Below are 13,161 nucleotides of genomic sequence, written 5' to 3'. Positions count from 1 at the left end.
GGAACGCCCGTTTCCGGGCGTTTCATGGAAGGCCCTACCACCGGCCTTCCAGGCAACGCGTTGATGATCCTGACTCTTTTCTCAGGATATGAAAGATTCTACCAGACGCCTTTCATCACTTGAAACGATTGTTTGAGATATGTATCATCAACTTGATTGATGATGAGGGCAAAGCCATGCACCTGCTCGACATTGACCAGCTTCGCACCTTCGTGGCCATCGCGGATACCGGGTCGTTCACCCGGGCGGCGGAGATCGTGCACAAGACGCAGAGCGCCGTCTCCATGCAGATGAAGCGGCTGGAGGACCGGGTCGGCAAGGCGATCTTCGAGCGCGACGGGCGCCTGTCCAAGCTCACCGACGAGGGCGAGCGCCTGCTCGACTACGCGCGCCGGATCGTGCGGCTGAACGCGGAATGCATGGCGTCCTTCAACGACAACGAGCTCACCGGCCGCGTGCGCTTGGGATTGCCCGACGACTACGCCGACCGCTACCTGCCGGAGATCCTGGCCCGGTTCTCGCGCTCGAACCCCAAGGCCGAGGTGACGGTGATGTGCGAGCCGACGCCCAACCTGATCGAGCGCGTGCAGCACGGGGACCTGGATCTGGCCATCATCACCCATGTGGACCGGCGCGGGCCGTCCGAGATCGTGCGCATCGAGCAGCTGCTCTGGGTCACGTCCACGCGCCACGGGGTGCACGAGGAGAGCCCGATTCCCCTGGCGCTCGGCCGTCCGAGCTGCGACTGGCGCCACTCGGCCACGGAGGCGCTCGAGAGCGCCGGCCGGCCGTTCCGCGTGGCCTATGTGAGCTGGCATTCCACCGCCGTGGGGGCCGCCGTGATGGCGGGCCTGGCCGTGTCGGTCCTGCCGGAGAGCGCCGTGCGGCCCGGCATGCGCATCCTGGGGCCCTCCGATGGCTTCCCGGCCCTGCCCTCGTGCAAGATCGGCCTGATCCGCGCCCGCGGCGAGGAGAACCCGCTCGCCGACGCGCTCGGCTTCCACATCAAGCAGTCCCTCGACAATCTCGGCTCGACCCGCACCATGGCGCCGCTGGCGGCCGAGTAGCGCGGCAAAGGCCGACCCGCCGACGAGACGTCGCGCCGGCGACAACGCCTATTTGGCGGCCGGCCGGCGCAGCACGAGCACGTTGCCGGCGAGCGCCAGCACGACGCCGACGATCGCGAGCGGCGTCCACACATAGCCCTCGATCAGGGTCGAGACCGTGAGCGCCACGATGGGGAACAGCACCGTGGCGTAGCCCGCCCGCGCGGCGCCGAGGCGGCGCAGCAGGGTGAGATACGCCATGAAGGCCAGCACCGACGCCCCGACGGAGAGATAGAGCAGCGAGCCGATGTACTTCGCGGTGGGCTCGATGATGAAGGCGTTGCCGCGCGCGAGGTTGAGCGCGAGCAGCACCGCGCAGCCATAGGTCATCCCCCAGGCGGTGGCCGAGAGCAGCGGCACGCCCCGGCGCTGCACCACCGTCGAGATCATGTTGCCCGAGCAGAAGAACAGGGTGCCCATCACGCACAGGCCGAGGCCCTTGAGCGCCGCCGCGTTGAAGCCCGCGCCCGCGATCTCCGGCCAGAACAGCAGGCCGATCCCCGCGACGCCGATCGCCCCGCCGAGCGCCACCCGGGGCTCGACGACCTGGCGGAACACGATGAAGCTCAGGGCCAGGTTGAACACGGAGGCGAGCGAGAACACCACCGAGAGCAGCCCAGACGGGATGCTCAGGCCGCCGTAATAGAACGACAGGAAGTTGAACGAGAACAGGCAGCAGCCCACGGCCAGGAAGCGCCCGTGATCGGCGAGCGGAAAGCGCATCCGGTGCCCAGTGGCGAGCACGAGAGCCCACATGAGGACGGCCGCCAGCAGGAAGCGCCACAGCACCGACATCTCCGGGGCCACGACCCCGAGCTGCGCCCGGATCCCGATCCAGCTCACCCCCCACAGGAACACGGTGGCGGCGTAGAGCCCGAGCGTGGTCCCGTCGAGCCCCTTCAGGGCGCGCGCGGGCGTGGTCTGCGTCGGCATGGCGGCGTCGGTCATGGCGTCTCGTTCCCTCGAAGCCTCCCGAATACGCCCGCGGACGCATCAGCACAAATGATGATATCTGATCGATTTCCCCTGGAACGGTGATGAGACGTCCCAAGGTGCCGCCCTGGAACGTCCTGGAACGGCCCGGATCTCAGCGCTCCAGGGCCGGCCAAGGGCTTTCCCTTGGGAAACCTGCCGGCCCGGTCGGAACAGAGCGGGCCAGGCTCGGGCGCAAACCCTCCCGCATCACGATCGGCCTCGCCCAGTCCCCTCCCACGTCATGGCCGGGCCTGTCCCGGCCATCCCGATGCGGTGAGGCGCGGCGCCCTACGGAAGCGGGATCACCGGGACGAGCCCGGTGATGACGTGGGAGGGTGTGTGACCCGGTGCCGACAACCTCCCCACGTCATGGCCGGCCTTGTGCCGGTGATGACGTGGAGGGTGGCGCGCTTTCGTCCGCACGATGCGCCAGAGCATCGAACGCAAAAGTGGGAACCGGTTTTGCGTGAAAAGATGCTCCAAAACAAAAGCCAAAAGCATCGAACGCAAAAGTGGGAACCGGTTTTGCGTGAAAAGATGCTCCAAGCAAAAGCCAAAAGCATCGGGCGTGAGGTCGAGTCCACGTCCGATGCTTTAGACGGTCTCCGACGGCCGCTGCGGTTTCTCGGGCCTCCCCGGCCGGTCGTCCTCGAGCGCGGAGCCGAGCAGACGGAGAGCTCCGGCGATCAGCACGATGGCCGCCGGTTTCACGAGCATCTCCCAGGTGACGCGCGTCTCGGTCTCCACCACGTCGGTGACGAAGTCCACCACCAGGTAGACCAGAACCACCTGGATCAGGGTGATCTTGATCTCGCCGAGGCCCTCGACCCGCATCCACAACGGCGCCTTGGCTCGAAGGCCGGAGGGCAGACGGAAGGCGAAGCCGAAGGTGATCGCATAGGCGAACACGATCAGGACGAGGCCGAACAGGAACGCATCCGTGGCCTGCATCACGGTGGCGATGACCAGGGTCTGCGTATCGGCGCTCGGCTGAACGACCATCTGCAGGGCATATCCCAGCTTCAGGCAGCCCTCGACAAACATCAGCATGGCGCCGATGGCCGCCCCGATGGCGGCCACGAGCGTGACCCAGCGCAGGGACAGGATGACGTGGAACATCTGACGGAGACCCCACGGACGGTTTCGCGGCACCGGTCCATTTTTACCATATCGGCCGGGAAACACACCCGATCCGACGCGAGATGGCCGCGCGGCCGCTGATGCGTCCCGAAGGGACCTTTCCCCGTTCTCCACAGGCTCCGCCACAGCCCATCGACGAACCCGGAGCTCCATGAGACGTTCATGCTTCGTTCTTATGGAGATTCGTCGTGGCGCCGCAGACCAGGAAGCTTTCCACCGAGCAGGTTCTCGAGGCACGCCTGCGATACGCGTCGGGCGAGCGGGAGTGGAGCCGGTTCGCCCGCGACTACGGGGTCGACCGGACGGTCATCAAGCGGGCCGTGATGGGAGAAACCTTCAAGGAGCTGCCGATGCCGCCCAAGCGGATCTTCAGCTCCCGGCCGTTTCCCTACGGATAGAGACCGCCCGGGGCGTCGCGCGTCCGACGACGCGCCCCATCAGGAGTGGAGCATCGGTTCCAAATGGGGCGATCCACTTTTGAGCCGATGCGCCAGCCCCTCAATCGACACAAACCGGGACAAGCATGGGGCCTTCGGGACAATCGGCGAGGGACGGCCATGCTTCCCAATCCTGACTATTTCCATTTCGGCAAGACCGGGATCCATTACGGCCTCTACGGCGGCCTCGACTACTCGGGCGGCGTCGAGGGCGGCAAGATCACCGGGGACAATGATCCGCCTCCGGTCGATGCCTACGACAAACTCTTCTACGCCCACGACCGCGATCTCCAGGAGGCCACGACCACCGAGGACCGGCTCGAAGCCCATGCGAACGTCGTCGCGGGCGTCTACGGGCTCCTGACCGGCACCTCGCCCGACTGGCATATTTTCTGACGCGCGGCGCGGGCGGCCTCCCTGTTCATCCGGGGCCGCGGCGTCCCGGAGTGACAGCATCCGTGCGCCCTCTCTCGTCATCACCGGCACGAGGCCGGTGACGACGTGGTGGTTGATCGTCCGGGCGCGCCGTCAACGCTCCCAATACGGCGGCTCTCCGAAGGCTTCGCGCAAGCACTCGGCAAAAGCCCTCAATTTCGCCGAAGGCCGCCGCCCCTCCTGATGGGCGACATAGATGAATTCGGGAGCGGACCGGAGCCCCACGTCGACGATCTGAAGGCGGCCCCTCGCGATGTCGTGGCCGACGATGAAGGTCGGCAGGAGGGCAATGCCGATCCCCGACAGCGCGGCATCCCGCATCATGTCGCCGTTGTTGACGCGCAGGGCCACCCGACCGCGCACGATTGTTGCCCCGGCCGGCCCTGGGAACCGCCAGTCATCGACGCCCCGGTTGGTATAGAAGATCCCGCGGTGAGCCTCGAGGTCGTCTGCCGCGCCGGGCGTGCCGTGCCGTGCCAGATAATCCGGCGACGCGACGAGAACGCGCCGGCTGGGCGCCAGCCGCCAGGCGACCAGCCGCGAATCCATGAGCGGACCGTGCCGGACCACGGCATCGTAGCCCTCCGCCGACACATCCACCCGCCGGTCGTCGAGATCGAGCGTCAGCTCGATGCCGGGATGCCTGGCGAGAAACGGATAGACCGCCGGCCCGAGATGCATTCGACCGAACGTCACCGGCGCGGAGATGCGCAAGGGGCCGACCAGAGCGCCGCTGCGCTGGGCCATTTCCGCCATCGCCTCCTCGACCTCCCGGGCGATGCGGGACGCCCTCTCGCGAAAGGTGATCCCATCCTCCGTCAGGCTCAGCCGACGGGTGCTCCGATGCACGAGCCTCACGCCAAGGCTGCGCTCGAGCTCGACCAGGCGGTCGCTGACCACGGACTTCGACAGTCTCAAACGGCGCGCCGCCTCGCTGATCGAGCCGGCCTCCGCAACAGCCACGAAGGTGGCGATGCCATCGAGCTTCATCATCGTTCGGACTTTCCGGAGGCCAGTTTCTCCTTTTGGAGCCTAATCCGGAAGATGCCCGAGCGCTATCTCCGCCTCCGACGGAGAAGCCCTGACCGCAGCCACGGCAAACGCTCTCCGGTTGAAAGGAGATGAGAGATGCTCAGGTTCGCAATCTTTGCTCTGGGAGCCGCAGCCCTCGCGCTGCCGGCTGCTGCGCAGATGCCGTTCCCAGCCGAAGTCCGGACACAGGAGATCACCACCAACGGCGCCACGATCCACGTCCGGGTCGGCGGCACGGGCCCGGCCGTGGTTCTGCTGCACGGCTATGGCGAAACCGGCGACATGTGGGCGCCCCTGGCCAAGGATCTTGTCCGTGACCATACGGTCGTGGTCCCGGATCTGCGCGGCCTGGGGCTTTCCTCCAAGCCGGAAGCGGGGTTCGACAAGAAGACCCAGGCCGGCGACGTGGCAGGCGTGCTCGACGCGCTCCAGATCGATCGCGCCGATCTGGTCACGCATGACATCGGCAACATGGTCGGCTACGCCTTCGCCGTCCAGCACCCGGAACGGGTGAGGCGGTTCGTTCTGATCGATGCTCCCCTGCCGGGTATCGGCCCGTGGGAAGAGGTCCTGAAGAATCCGCTGTTGTGGCATTTCCGGTTCGGGGGGCCCGACATGGAGCGCCTCGTCGCCGGCCGCGAGCGCATCTATCTCGATCGCTTCTGGAACGAGTTCTCGGCCACGCCGAGCCGCTTCTCCGAGGCTGCACGGGAGCATTATGCCAGCCTGTACGCCATGCCGGGCGCCATGCATTCGGGCTTCGCCCAGTTCGCCGCGTTCGATCAGGATGCCGTCGACAACAAGGCTTTCCTCGCCGCCAAGGGCAAGCTCGAAATGCCCGTGCTGGCGATCGGGGGCGAGAAGTCGTTCGGCCCGATGATGGCGACCGTGATGCGATTTGCCGCCAGTGACGTGACCGAAGGGATCATTCCCGATTCGGGCCATTGGATCATGGAAGAGAACCCGACGGCGACGAGCGTCATGGTTCGCTCCTTCCTGACGTCCCAGTGAACATCGCACTGCTCGGCCGACGGATCGCCGCGACGGACGGAGCGCTCATGGCACAAAGCTGAACTTGTACCACCCAACCCGTTCAGCCCTGGCTCCATCCCGAACGGAAGGCTGCGGGCCGCCGCGTGGCGCCACCCTTCCCCCGTCATGGCACCCTCCGCCCTTCCCGCCACCCTCCCACGTCATGGCCGGCCTTGTGCCGGCCATCCCGATCGGTAGAGCGCTGCGTTTCAGACGATCGAGATCACCGGGACGAGCCCGGTGATGACGTGCGAGTGATGACGTGGGAGGATGAGACACCCGGGTCCGTTCCGAAGGCTTGCCGGCCGTGGCGTTGCACCTCATGTCTGTCGCCGGCCTTCATGACCAGGGCGGGCCGGAGAGATGGGTCGCATGATGCACGATGATCAGGTTCCCATCGACGCCGATATGGTTCGTGAATTGGTCGTCGATCAGTTTCCCGAGTATCGCCATGAACGGATCGTGCGGCTCGCATCGGCCGGCACGGACAATGCCATCTTCCGCATTGGATCGGGCGTCGCGGCACGGTTCCCTCTGCGCGCCATGGACGCGGCCGCATGCGCCGAGATGCTTCGCCGGGACGCGGCCGCCATGACCGAGTTCGCGACGCATTCTCCCTATGCGACTCCTCGACCGCTCGGGCTCGGTCGGCCCGGCGCGCGCTATCCGATGGCCTGGGCGGTGCAGAGCTGGATCGATGGCGAGACGGCGACGCCGACCGGACTTGCGGCGTCCGCGGCCTTCGCCCGGGACGTCGCCGACCTCATCGCGTCCCTGCGGGCCGCGGACACCCGTGGCCGCCGCTTCGACGGACCGGGGAGAGGCGGCCGCCTTCCCGATCACGATGACTGGATGGATGTCTGCTTCAGGAACAGCGACGGCCTTCTGGACGTCGCCCGCCTGCGTGGCCTGTGGGCCCGGCTGCGGGAGCTGCCGCCCTCCGGCCCGGACGTCATGAGCCATCGGGATCTCATTCCGGCCAATCTTCTCGTGCGCGACGGGCGTCTCGCGGGCGTGCTCGATGCCGGCGGCTTCGGACCGGCCGATCCGGCGTTGGATCTCGTGGCGGCGTGGCATCTTCTCGACCGGGATCGCAGGGACATCGTGCGGTCGCGTCTCGGATCGGGCGACGTGGAGTGGATGCGCGGCGCCGCATGGGCGTTCCAGCAGGCGATGGGGCTGGTCTGGTACTATCGGCGGACCAATCCGAGGATGAGTGCCCTGGGTCGAAGCACGCTGTCCCGCCTGCTCGACGATCCCCTCGTCTGAACGGGACCGGCGCCGGGAGACCTTCGGGAACGACTGAATGCTCGCCGACGAAACGTCCGCCCATCGAGGCAAGTGACCCGCGTCCAGAGCGCGACGTCCGGCCCTCTCACAGTCTCACTGACACCCTCCACCTGTCATGGCCGGGCCTGTCCCGGCCATCCCGATCCGGAAAAGCGCGGCGCTCCACACGATCGGAATCACCGGCACAGGGCCAGTGATGACGGTTGCTCGAGTCGGGCATCGAGAGCCTGCGACGCAGGACGCCTCGCACGATCGGAATCGCCGGACGTGCCCGGTGCTACCGGTTTCGGGCGCGGCCGACGGGAACGAGGTCGATATGGGCAGGATTGGGCCGGTGGTCCAGCATGGCGCCGTTTGCGGCATCGAGGACCAGGCCAACCGATCCGCCGGGCAGGATGGCGTTCCCGATCACGCCAGGAGCCGCCTGATCGGTCAGCACGGACTTCACCAGGAGCGACCCCGGCCGGTATCCCCTGGCGTCCGCATAGGCGGTGAACTCGGTCTTTCGACTCACCTTCACGACGCAAGGCGAGCGGGGACATTCCTGCCCGAGCGACGTTCGGATCCGCGCCGAGTTCGGGCTGGCCGTGATGGTCACCGTCTCCTCGACCCCACGGGTCACCGTGTTGCAGGCCGCCAACGACAAGACCACGCCCGCCCCGCATGCCAGAACGCGCATTCGCATGGATCGTCCCTCTCCCGTGCCGGCTCACAATGCCGCGCTCTCAGAAGCAGGTAGGGCTCACGGTCAAGTCTGCCACTGGTGGGTCTCCCGGAACGTGAGTGGCGCCTCGTCATTCTGTGGGACACGCTGCTCAAAGCAATCGGGATCACCGGGACAAGCCCGGCGATGACGTGGCGGGTTGCATGAGGCGGTGCGAACACCCTCCACACGTCATGGCCGGCCATCCCGCTTCTGCGCGGCACGGCGTTCCCCATCATCGAAAAGGGGTGAGAGGCCCTCTCTCGCCACGAGAGGAGCGACGACGCGGCGCGGTGATTCCGCGGCTTTTCGCGAACCGAATGGACACGGTGTCATTGTCATGGGTGTGGCCGCGCCCCGGCGCGGCCGGCTCTCGGATTCACCAGAAGAGGACATGACCATGGCGACGAGCAGGAAGAGTGGGACCTCACAACCCAGCAAGGCCCGCAAGACCTCGGGAGCATCCGCGTCCCGGTCGGCGACCAAGACGGGAGACGCCGCATCGAAGCGCGCGCAGAAGCGCGCGCAGCCCAAGGCGAGCGCGCGCTCCGCGACGAAGTCGCAGGCCGTTCCGGCCAAAGCCCGCTCCGCGGCGGGATCGCGCTCCTCCGCCCGCGCGAGCGCCGGCGCGTCGCGCTCCACCAGCCGGGCGCGCTCCGCGTCCCGTCCGCAGGGCGGCCTGCTGAACCCGATGGCGTGGCTCTCGAGCCTCGAGACCACCCTCACCTCCCCGCAGGCCCGTGCCGTGATGGCCGAGGCCCTGAGGGCGGTGGCGAACGTGCTCGAGGCGCCGCAGGGCGGCGCGCAGGGCCAGGGCGGCGTGCAGGAAGGCCGCCGGGCCGTGTCGGCGGCCGGCAGCCTCGGGGCCGAGATCGTGGCCGCGCCCCTTGAAGTGGCGGCGGCCGCCATCGGAGCGGCGGGCGAGGTGCTGACGGGCGCGCTCGGCGGCCAGGGCGGCGAGGATCGCGGCACCGGCGCCGCGCGGACGGGCGGCGCGCGCAAGAAGTCGGCGCCGTCGCGCGGCTGAAGCATCGGACGCGAAACGTGGACTTGCCCTTTTGGGGTGAATCCGACGCTCCACTCTTGGCACGCGCACGCGCATGAAAAAGGCCGCCTCGTCAGAGGCGGCCTTCGTCGCGTCGGAGGCGCGCGGGGCTGATCAGGCCGCTTCGGCGACCGGCTCGGGACCGGCCTCGTCCATGGCCCGCATGTAGACGTCGAGCAGGCTGTCGTGCTCGTCGCGCTCGTCCTGGTCCTGCTTGCGCAGCTTGATGATCTCCTTGAGGATCTTCACGTCGAAGCCCTCGCCCTTGGCCTCGGAGAAGACCTCCTTCTTGGCCTCGTTCAGCTCCTTGATCTCGTTCTCGATCTGCTCGATGCGCTCCACGAACGAGCGGATCCGATTGCCCGGAATTCCAACGACGTCACTCATGGCTTCTCCTTTGCCGTCACCAGACCGGCACTATCGGGCAGGCGGGTAAGCACCCGGTTAATGCCGGGCGGCCGCCGTGCCGTCCCGTCCTGACGGCCGCCGAAGGCGCGCGGCGAGCGGCCCATCACGCGCTTGAACGCGGTGCTGAACGCGCCCTCGGATTCGTAGCCGAGACTCGGGGCGATCAAGGCGATCTGATCGCCCGCCGACAACCGCTCGGCGGCGAGCAGCATCCGCCACCGGGTCAGATAGGCCATCGGGGTCTCCCCGACCCGTTCGCGGAACGCGAGGGCGAAGCTCGATCGCGACATCCCGGCGAGCCGTCCGAGCTCCCGCAGGGTCCAGCGATGCGCCGGATCGCCGTGCATGGCGGCCATCGCGGCTGACAGGCGCGGATCGCCGAGGGCGAAGAACCAGCCGACGCGCGTCGGCCCGGCCTCTGCGAGGTGCAGCCGCAGCGCCTGGACGAGCATCATGTGGGCGAGATGCTGCGCCACCAGGGCGCTGCCGGGCTGGCCCTCGCGGATCTCCCGCATCATGCGCTCCACCGACCAGCGCAGCGCCTCCTGGTCGCTCTCGCGCCGGATGTGGATGAGCGCCGGCAGGGCGCCGAGCAGCATGGACGCGTGACGCCCCTCGACGGCGAAGCGGCTGCCCACGAGCGCGAAGGCGCCGCCCCCGTTCAGGGAGACGACGCCCCCGTCCCGCGGGGGCGGGAAGATCGTGGCGGCGTCGACCGGCGGCCGATCGAGATCGCTCCCGATCCGGAACGGCCGGCCGCTCGGCAGGATGAAGCAGTCGCCGGCCCGGATCAGAGCGGTCTCGTCCGTGCCCTCGACCGCGAGCCAGCACGCGCCGCGGGTGACCGCGTAGCACTTGATGCGGGCGTGCTGGTCGGCGAAGCGGACCGCCCATTCGCCCCCGGCCTCGAAGCCCGCCGAGACGGAGCCTCGCGGCTTGATGAGCGCCAACACGTCGGAGAGAGGATCGACTGGCATTCTGGACGATCTCGACGATTGTTCGGACGAACGCGCATGGAGCGTCCGGCCGCAGCGGATTAAAGCCAGGAGAGCTTAAAGCATGGGCACGGGCAACACATCCCGGGCCGTCGCGTGGGTATCATCAAGGAAGGAACAGGCATGATCGTCGTCACAACGCCCACCGGGTCCATCGGCCGCCAGGTCCTGGCCCGGCTGCTGCACGCGGGCGAACCGGTCCGCGTCATCGCGCGCGATCCGTCCCGCCTGCCCGAAGAGACGCTCGCGCGGATCGAGGTCGTCCAGGGCTCGCATGGCGAGGCGGACGTGGTGGAGCGCGCCTTCGACGGGGCGGACGCAGTGTTCTGGCTCCCTCCGCCCAACCCGCATGCGGAGAGCCTGAACGCGGTCTATGCGGGCTTCGCCCGTCCCGCCTGCGAGGCGTTCAAGATGTGCGGCGTCGGTCACGTGGTCGGGATCTCGGCCCTGGGCCGGGGCACCCCGATGGCGGACCGGGCCGGGCTCGTCACCGCGTCGCTCGCCATGGACGATCTGATCGCCGGCACGGGCGTGAACTATCGCGCTCTGACGATGCCGTCCTTCATGGACAACCTGCTGCGGCAGGTGGCGTCGATCCGCGACCGGGGCGAGTTCTTCTCGCCGGGTCGCGGCGACCGGAAGGCTCCCGTCTGCGCAACCCGCGACATCGCCGCGGTGGCCGCCGACCTCCTCGTGAATCGGGGCTGGAGCGGCCAGGGACATCGCGCGGTGCTCGGCCCGGAAGATCTCTCCCCAAACGACATGGCGCGGATCATGGCGGAGGTGCTGGGCCGGCCGATCGTGCACCGCGCGGTTCCGATCGAGGCCTTCAAGGCTCAGCTGTCGGCCGCGGGCCTGTCGCCCGCCTTCGTGGAGGGCTACGCCGACATGATGACGGCCAAGGCCGAGGGCCTGGACAACGCCGAGCCGCGCACGGCCGAGAACACGACGCCCACCACCTTCCGGCAATGGTGCGAGGACGTGCTGCGGCCGGCCGTCACGGGACGGGCGTGAACGATCTCCTTCAGGCCGTCGGGCAACGGCTTCGTCCGCAAGGTTGCACACCATCCGCATAAGGGCCGGGGTCAGGGCCTCGGAAAGTCTGACCCGATGGGCGGTTTGCACGACCTCCCCTGTCATGGCTGGCCCTGTGCCGGCCATCCCATGCTCTCACGGACACCCTCCCCAGGTCATGGCCGTGCTTGTCCCGGCCATCCCGATGCGGTGAGGCGCGGCGCTTCCCATGATCGGGATCACCGGCACAGGGCCGGTGATGACGTGGTGGATGACCATTGGAGTGGCGCGCCCCTCCCCGGGTCATGGCCGGCCTTGTGCCGGCCATCCCGAGCGGAAAAGCGCCGCGCCTCTCGGAAGCGGGATCACCGGGACAAGCCCGGTGATGACGTGGAGAGTGGACGGCGGCGTGAGGGCATCCCTCCCGTCCGACACGCCAGACCGTCAGCCCATCTGGAAGCCCGGGGTCGAGCGCGACAGGGCGGCCTCCTCGTCGGTCATGTCCTCGGGGATCGCCTCGAAGAGCGGTGTCGAGAGATAGCGCTCGCCGGTGTCGGGCAGCATGGCGAGGATCACCGATCCCTCGGGCGCGCGCTCGGCCACCTGCATGGCGACCGCCACGGTGGAGCCTCCGGAGACGCCGGTGAAGATGCCCTCCTTCTGGGCGAGCATCCGGGCCCATTTCATGCCCTCGGCGCCGGCCACCGGGATCAGCTCGTCGTAGAACTTCCGGTCGATCGCCTCCTGGAGCACGAACGGGATGAAGTCGGGCGTCCAGCCCTGGATCGGGTGCGGCTCGAAGGCCGGGTGGCTCTCGGCCGGGGCGCCGTTCTCGGCGCGGCCCTGGGCGCGGCCGCTGCCGACGAGTTGCGCGTTCGCCGGTTCGCTCAGAACGATCTTCGTCTCGGGCCGCTCCCGGCGCAGCACCCGGCCGACGCCCGTGACGGTGCCGCCCGTGCCGTAGCCGGTGACGAAATAATCGAGTCGCCGGCCCTTGAAGTCGCCGAGGATCTCGCGCGCGGTCGTCGCCTCGTGGATGTCGGCGTTGGCCTGCGTCTCGAACTGCCGGGCGAGGAACCAGCCGTTCGCCTCCGCGAGCTCCACGGCCTTCTGGTACATGCCGAAGCCCTTGGCGGCGCGCGGCGTGAGCACCACCTTGGCGCCCAGCATGCGCATGAGCTTGCGCCGCTCGACCGAGAAGCTGTCCGCCATGGTGACGACGAGCGGATAGCCCTTCTGGGCGCAGACCATCGCGAGCCCGATGCCCGTGTTGCCGCTCGTCGCCTCGACGACGGTCTGGCCGGGCTTCAGCGCGCCGGACCGCTCGGCCGCCTCAATGATCCCGATGGCGAGCCGGTCCTTGACCGAGGCGGCGGGGTTGAAGAACTCGGCCTTGACGTAGAGCGTGACATGCGCGGGCGCGAGATGGTTGACGCGGATGCAGGGCGTGTCGCCGATGGTGTCGACGACGCTGTCGAACAGTCGTCCTCGGCCGTCGGTCGTCCTGATCTGAGGCTTCGGGTTGTCCATGCGGGCCCTCCTCGTTTCT

At 68.2% G+C, this 13,161-nt stretch carries 14 protein-coding genes; 7 read left to right on the top strand and 7 right to left on the bottom strand.

What is annotated here, in order from left to right:
• The first annotated feature begins 176 nt into the window (after positions 1-176).
• Positions 177-1,067: a LysR substrate-binding domain-containing protein gene (locus OCW50_RS01520; RefSeq protein ID WP_262270087.1), complete on the top strand. Its 891-nt coding sequence runs from the start codon at positions 177-179 to the stop codon at positions 1,065-1,067.
• Between the two features lie 48 nt (positions 1,068-1,115).
• Here the strand turns inward: OCW50_RS01520 and OCW50_RS01515 are convergent, their stop codons facing one another.
• Positions 1,116-2,054, bottom strand: a complete 939-nt coding sequence (locus tag OCW50_RS01515) for a DMT family transporter (protein ID WP_262270088.1) — start codon at positions 2,052-2,054, stop codon at positions 1,116-1,118.
• Between the two features lie 621 nt (positions 2,055-2,675).
• On the bottom strand, positions 2,676-3,200 hold the full coding sequence (locus tag OCW50_RS01510; protein ID WP_262296182.1) for a YqhA family protein: 525 nt from the start codon (positions 3,198-3,200) through the stop codon (positions 2,676-2,678).
• Positions 3,201-3,409: 209 nt separating this feature from the next.
• On the opposite strand from OCW50_RS01510, the gene OCW50_RS01505 reads away from it, so the two are divergent.
• Positions 3,410-3,619: a helix-turn-helix domain-containing protein gene (locus OCW50_RS01505; RefSeq protein ID WP_262296181.1), complete on the top strand. Its 210-nt coding sequence runs from the start codon at positions 3,410-3,412 to the stop codon at positions 3,617-3,619.
• A 159-nt stretch (positions 3,620-3,778) separates the two neighbouring features.
• Positions 3,779-4,054, top strand: coding sequence for a hypothetical protein (locus tag OCW50_RS01500; RefSeq protein ID WP_262270091.1), 276 nt, complete (start codon positions 3,779-3,781; stop codon positions 4,052-4,054).
• A gap of 132 nt (positions 4,055-4,186) precedes the next feature.
• Here the strand turns inward: OCW50_RS01500 and OCW50_RS01495 are convergent, their stop codons facing one another.
• Positions 4,187-5,086, bottom strand: coding sequence for a LysR family transcriptional regulator (locus OCW50_RS01495; protein WP_262296180.1), 900 nt, complete (start codon positions 5,084-5,086; stop codon positions 4,187-4,189).
• A 135-nt stretch (positions 5,087-5,221) separates the two neighbouring features.
• Between OCW50_RS01495 and OCW50_RS01490 the strand changes: the two genes are divergently transcribed.
• A complete protein-coding gene (locus OCW50_RS01490; protein WP_262296179.1) occupies positions 5,222-6,136 on the top strand; it encodes an alpha/beta fold hydrolase in 915 nt (304 codons plus the stop codon).
• Positions 6,137-6,529: 393 nt separating this feature from the next.
• Complete coding sequence (locus OCW50_RS01485; RefSeq protein WP_262296178.1) at positions 6,530-7,426, top strand: aminoglycoside phosphotransferase family protein; 897 nt, start codon at positions 6,530-6,532, stop codon at positions 7,424-7,426.
• Positions 7,427-7,724: 298 nt separating this feature from the next.
• On the opposite strand, the gene OCW50_RS01480 is transcribed toward OCW50_RS01485, so the two are convergent.
• Complete coding sequence (locus OCW50_RS01480) at positions 7,725-8,132, bottom strand: translation initiation factor 2 (RefSeq protein ID WP_262296177.1); 408 nt, start codon at positions 8,130-8,132, stop codon at positions 7,725-7,727.
• A 418-nt stretch (positions 8,133-8,550) separates the two neighbouring features.
• On the opposite strand from OCW50_RS01480, the gene OCW50_RS01475 reads away from it, so the two are divergent.
• Positions 8,551-9,177: a hypothetical protein gene (locus OCW50_RS01475; RefSeq protein WP_262270096.1), complete on the top strand. Its 627-nt coding sequence runs from the start codon at positions 8,551-8,553 to the stop codon at positions 9,175-9,177.
• A 132-nt stretch (positions 9,178-9,309) separates the two neighbouring features.
• Here OCW50_RS01475 and OCW50_RS01470 read toward each other — a convergent pair whose 3' ends face one another.
• Together OCW50_RS01470 and OCW50_RS01465 are read right to left on the bottom strand one after the other, a co-directional pair.
• Positions 9,310-9,582: a DUF2312 domain-containing protein gene (locus tag OCW50_RS01470; protein ID WP_262296176.1), complete on the bottom strand. Its 273-nt coding sequence runs from the start codon at positions 9,580-9,582 to the stop codon at positions 9,310-9,312.
• Positions 9,579-10,580 carry an AraC family transcriptional regulator gene (locus OCW50_RS01465; protein WP_262296175.1) on the bottom strand — a complete coding sequence of 334 codons (1,002 nt, stop codon included), beginning with the start codon at positions 10,578-10,580 and terminating at the stop codon, positions 9,579-9,581. The genes OCW50_RS01470 and OCW50_RS01465 overlap by 4 nt, the downstream gene beginning before the upstream one ends.
• A gap of 141 nt (positions 10,581-10,721) precedes the next feature.
• Between OCW50_RS01465 and OCW50_RS01460 the strand changes: the two genes are divergently transcribed.
• On the top strand, positions 10,722-11,612 hold the full coding sequence (locus tag OCW50_RS01460; protein ID WP_262296174.1) for an NAD(P)H-binding protein: 891 nt from the start codon (positions 10,722-10,724) through the stop codon (positions 11,610-11,612).
• Between the two features lie 444 nt (positions 11,613-12,056).
• Here the strand turns inward: OCW50_RS01460 and OCW50_RS01455 are convergent, their stop codons facing one another.
• Positions 12,057-13,142, bottom strand: a complete 1,086-nt coding sequence (locus OCW50_RS01455) for a PLP-dependent cysteine synthase family protein (protein WP_262296173.1) — start codon at positions 13,140-13,142, stop codon at positions 12,057-12,059.
• Positions 13,143-13,161 lie beyond the last annotated feature (19 nt).

Origin of the sequence: Microvirga sesbaniae (genome assembly GCF_025460805.1) — a bacterium.
Taxonomy (GTDB): Bacteria; Pseudomonadota; Alphaproteobacteria; order Rhizobiales; family Beijerinckiaceae; genus Microvirga; species Microvirga sesbaniae.
The sequence above is the reverse complement of the archived record's forward strand: the minus strand, read 5'-3'. Positions and strand labels throughout refer to the sequence as shown.

Bases quoted from the DNA above. Each gene is read 5' to 3' on its own strand.
- OCW50_RS01455 (WP_262296173.1), bottom strand. From the start codon at position 13,142: ATGGACAACCCGAAGCCTCAGATCAGGACGACCGACGGCCGAGGACGA.
- OCW50_RS01520 (WP_262270087.1), top strand. From the start codon at position 177: ATGCACCTGCTCGACATTGACCAGCTTCGCACCTTCGTGGCCATCGCG.
- OCW50_RS01465 (WP_262296175.1), bottom strand. From the start codon at position 10,580: ATGCCAGTCGATCCTCTCTCCGACGTGTTGGCGCTCATCAAGCCGCGA.
- OCW50_RS01510 (WP_262296182.1), bottom strand. From the start codon at position 3,200: ATGTTCCACGTCATCCTGTCCCTGCGCTGGGTCACGCTCGTGGCCGCC.
- OCW50_RS01485 (WP_262296178.1), top strand. From the start codon at position 6,530: ATGATGCACGATGATCAGGTTCCCATCGACGCCGATATGGTTCGTGAA.
- OCW50_RS01490 (WP_262296179.1), top strand. From the start codon at position 5,222: ATGCTCAGGTTCGCAATCTTTGCTCTGGGAGCCGCAGCCCTCGCGCTG.
- OCW50_RS01470 (WP_262296176.1), bottom strand. From the start codon at position 9,582: ATGAGTGACGTCGTTGGAATTCCGGGCAATCGGATCCGCTCGTTCGTG.
- OCW50_RS01515 (WP_262270088.1), bottom strand. From the start codon at position 2,054: ATGACCGACGCCGCCATGCCGACGCAGACCACGCCCGCGCGCGCCCTG.
- OCW50_RS01500 (WP_262270091.1), top strand. From the start codon at position 3,779: ATGCTTCCCAATCCTGACTATTTCCATTTCGGCAAGACCGGGATCCAT.
- OCW50_RS01480 (WP_262296177.1), bottom strand. From the start codon at position 8,132: ATGCGAATGCGCGTTCTGGCATGCGGGGCGGGCGTGGTCTTGTCGTTG.
- OCW50_RS01460 (WP_262296174.1), top strand. From the start codon at position 10,722: ATGATCGTCGTCACAACGCCCACCGGGTCCATCGGCCGCCAGGTCCTG.
- OCW50_RS01475 (WP_262270096.1), top strand. From the start codon at position 8,551: ATGGCGACGAGCAGGAAGAGTGGGACCTCACAACCCAGCAAGGCCCGC.
- OCW50_RS01495 (WP_262296180.1), bottom strand. From the start codon at position 5,086: ATGATGAAGCTCGATGGCATCGCCACCTTCGTGGCTGTTGCGGAGGCC.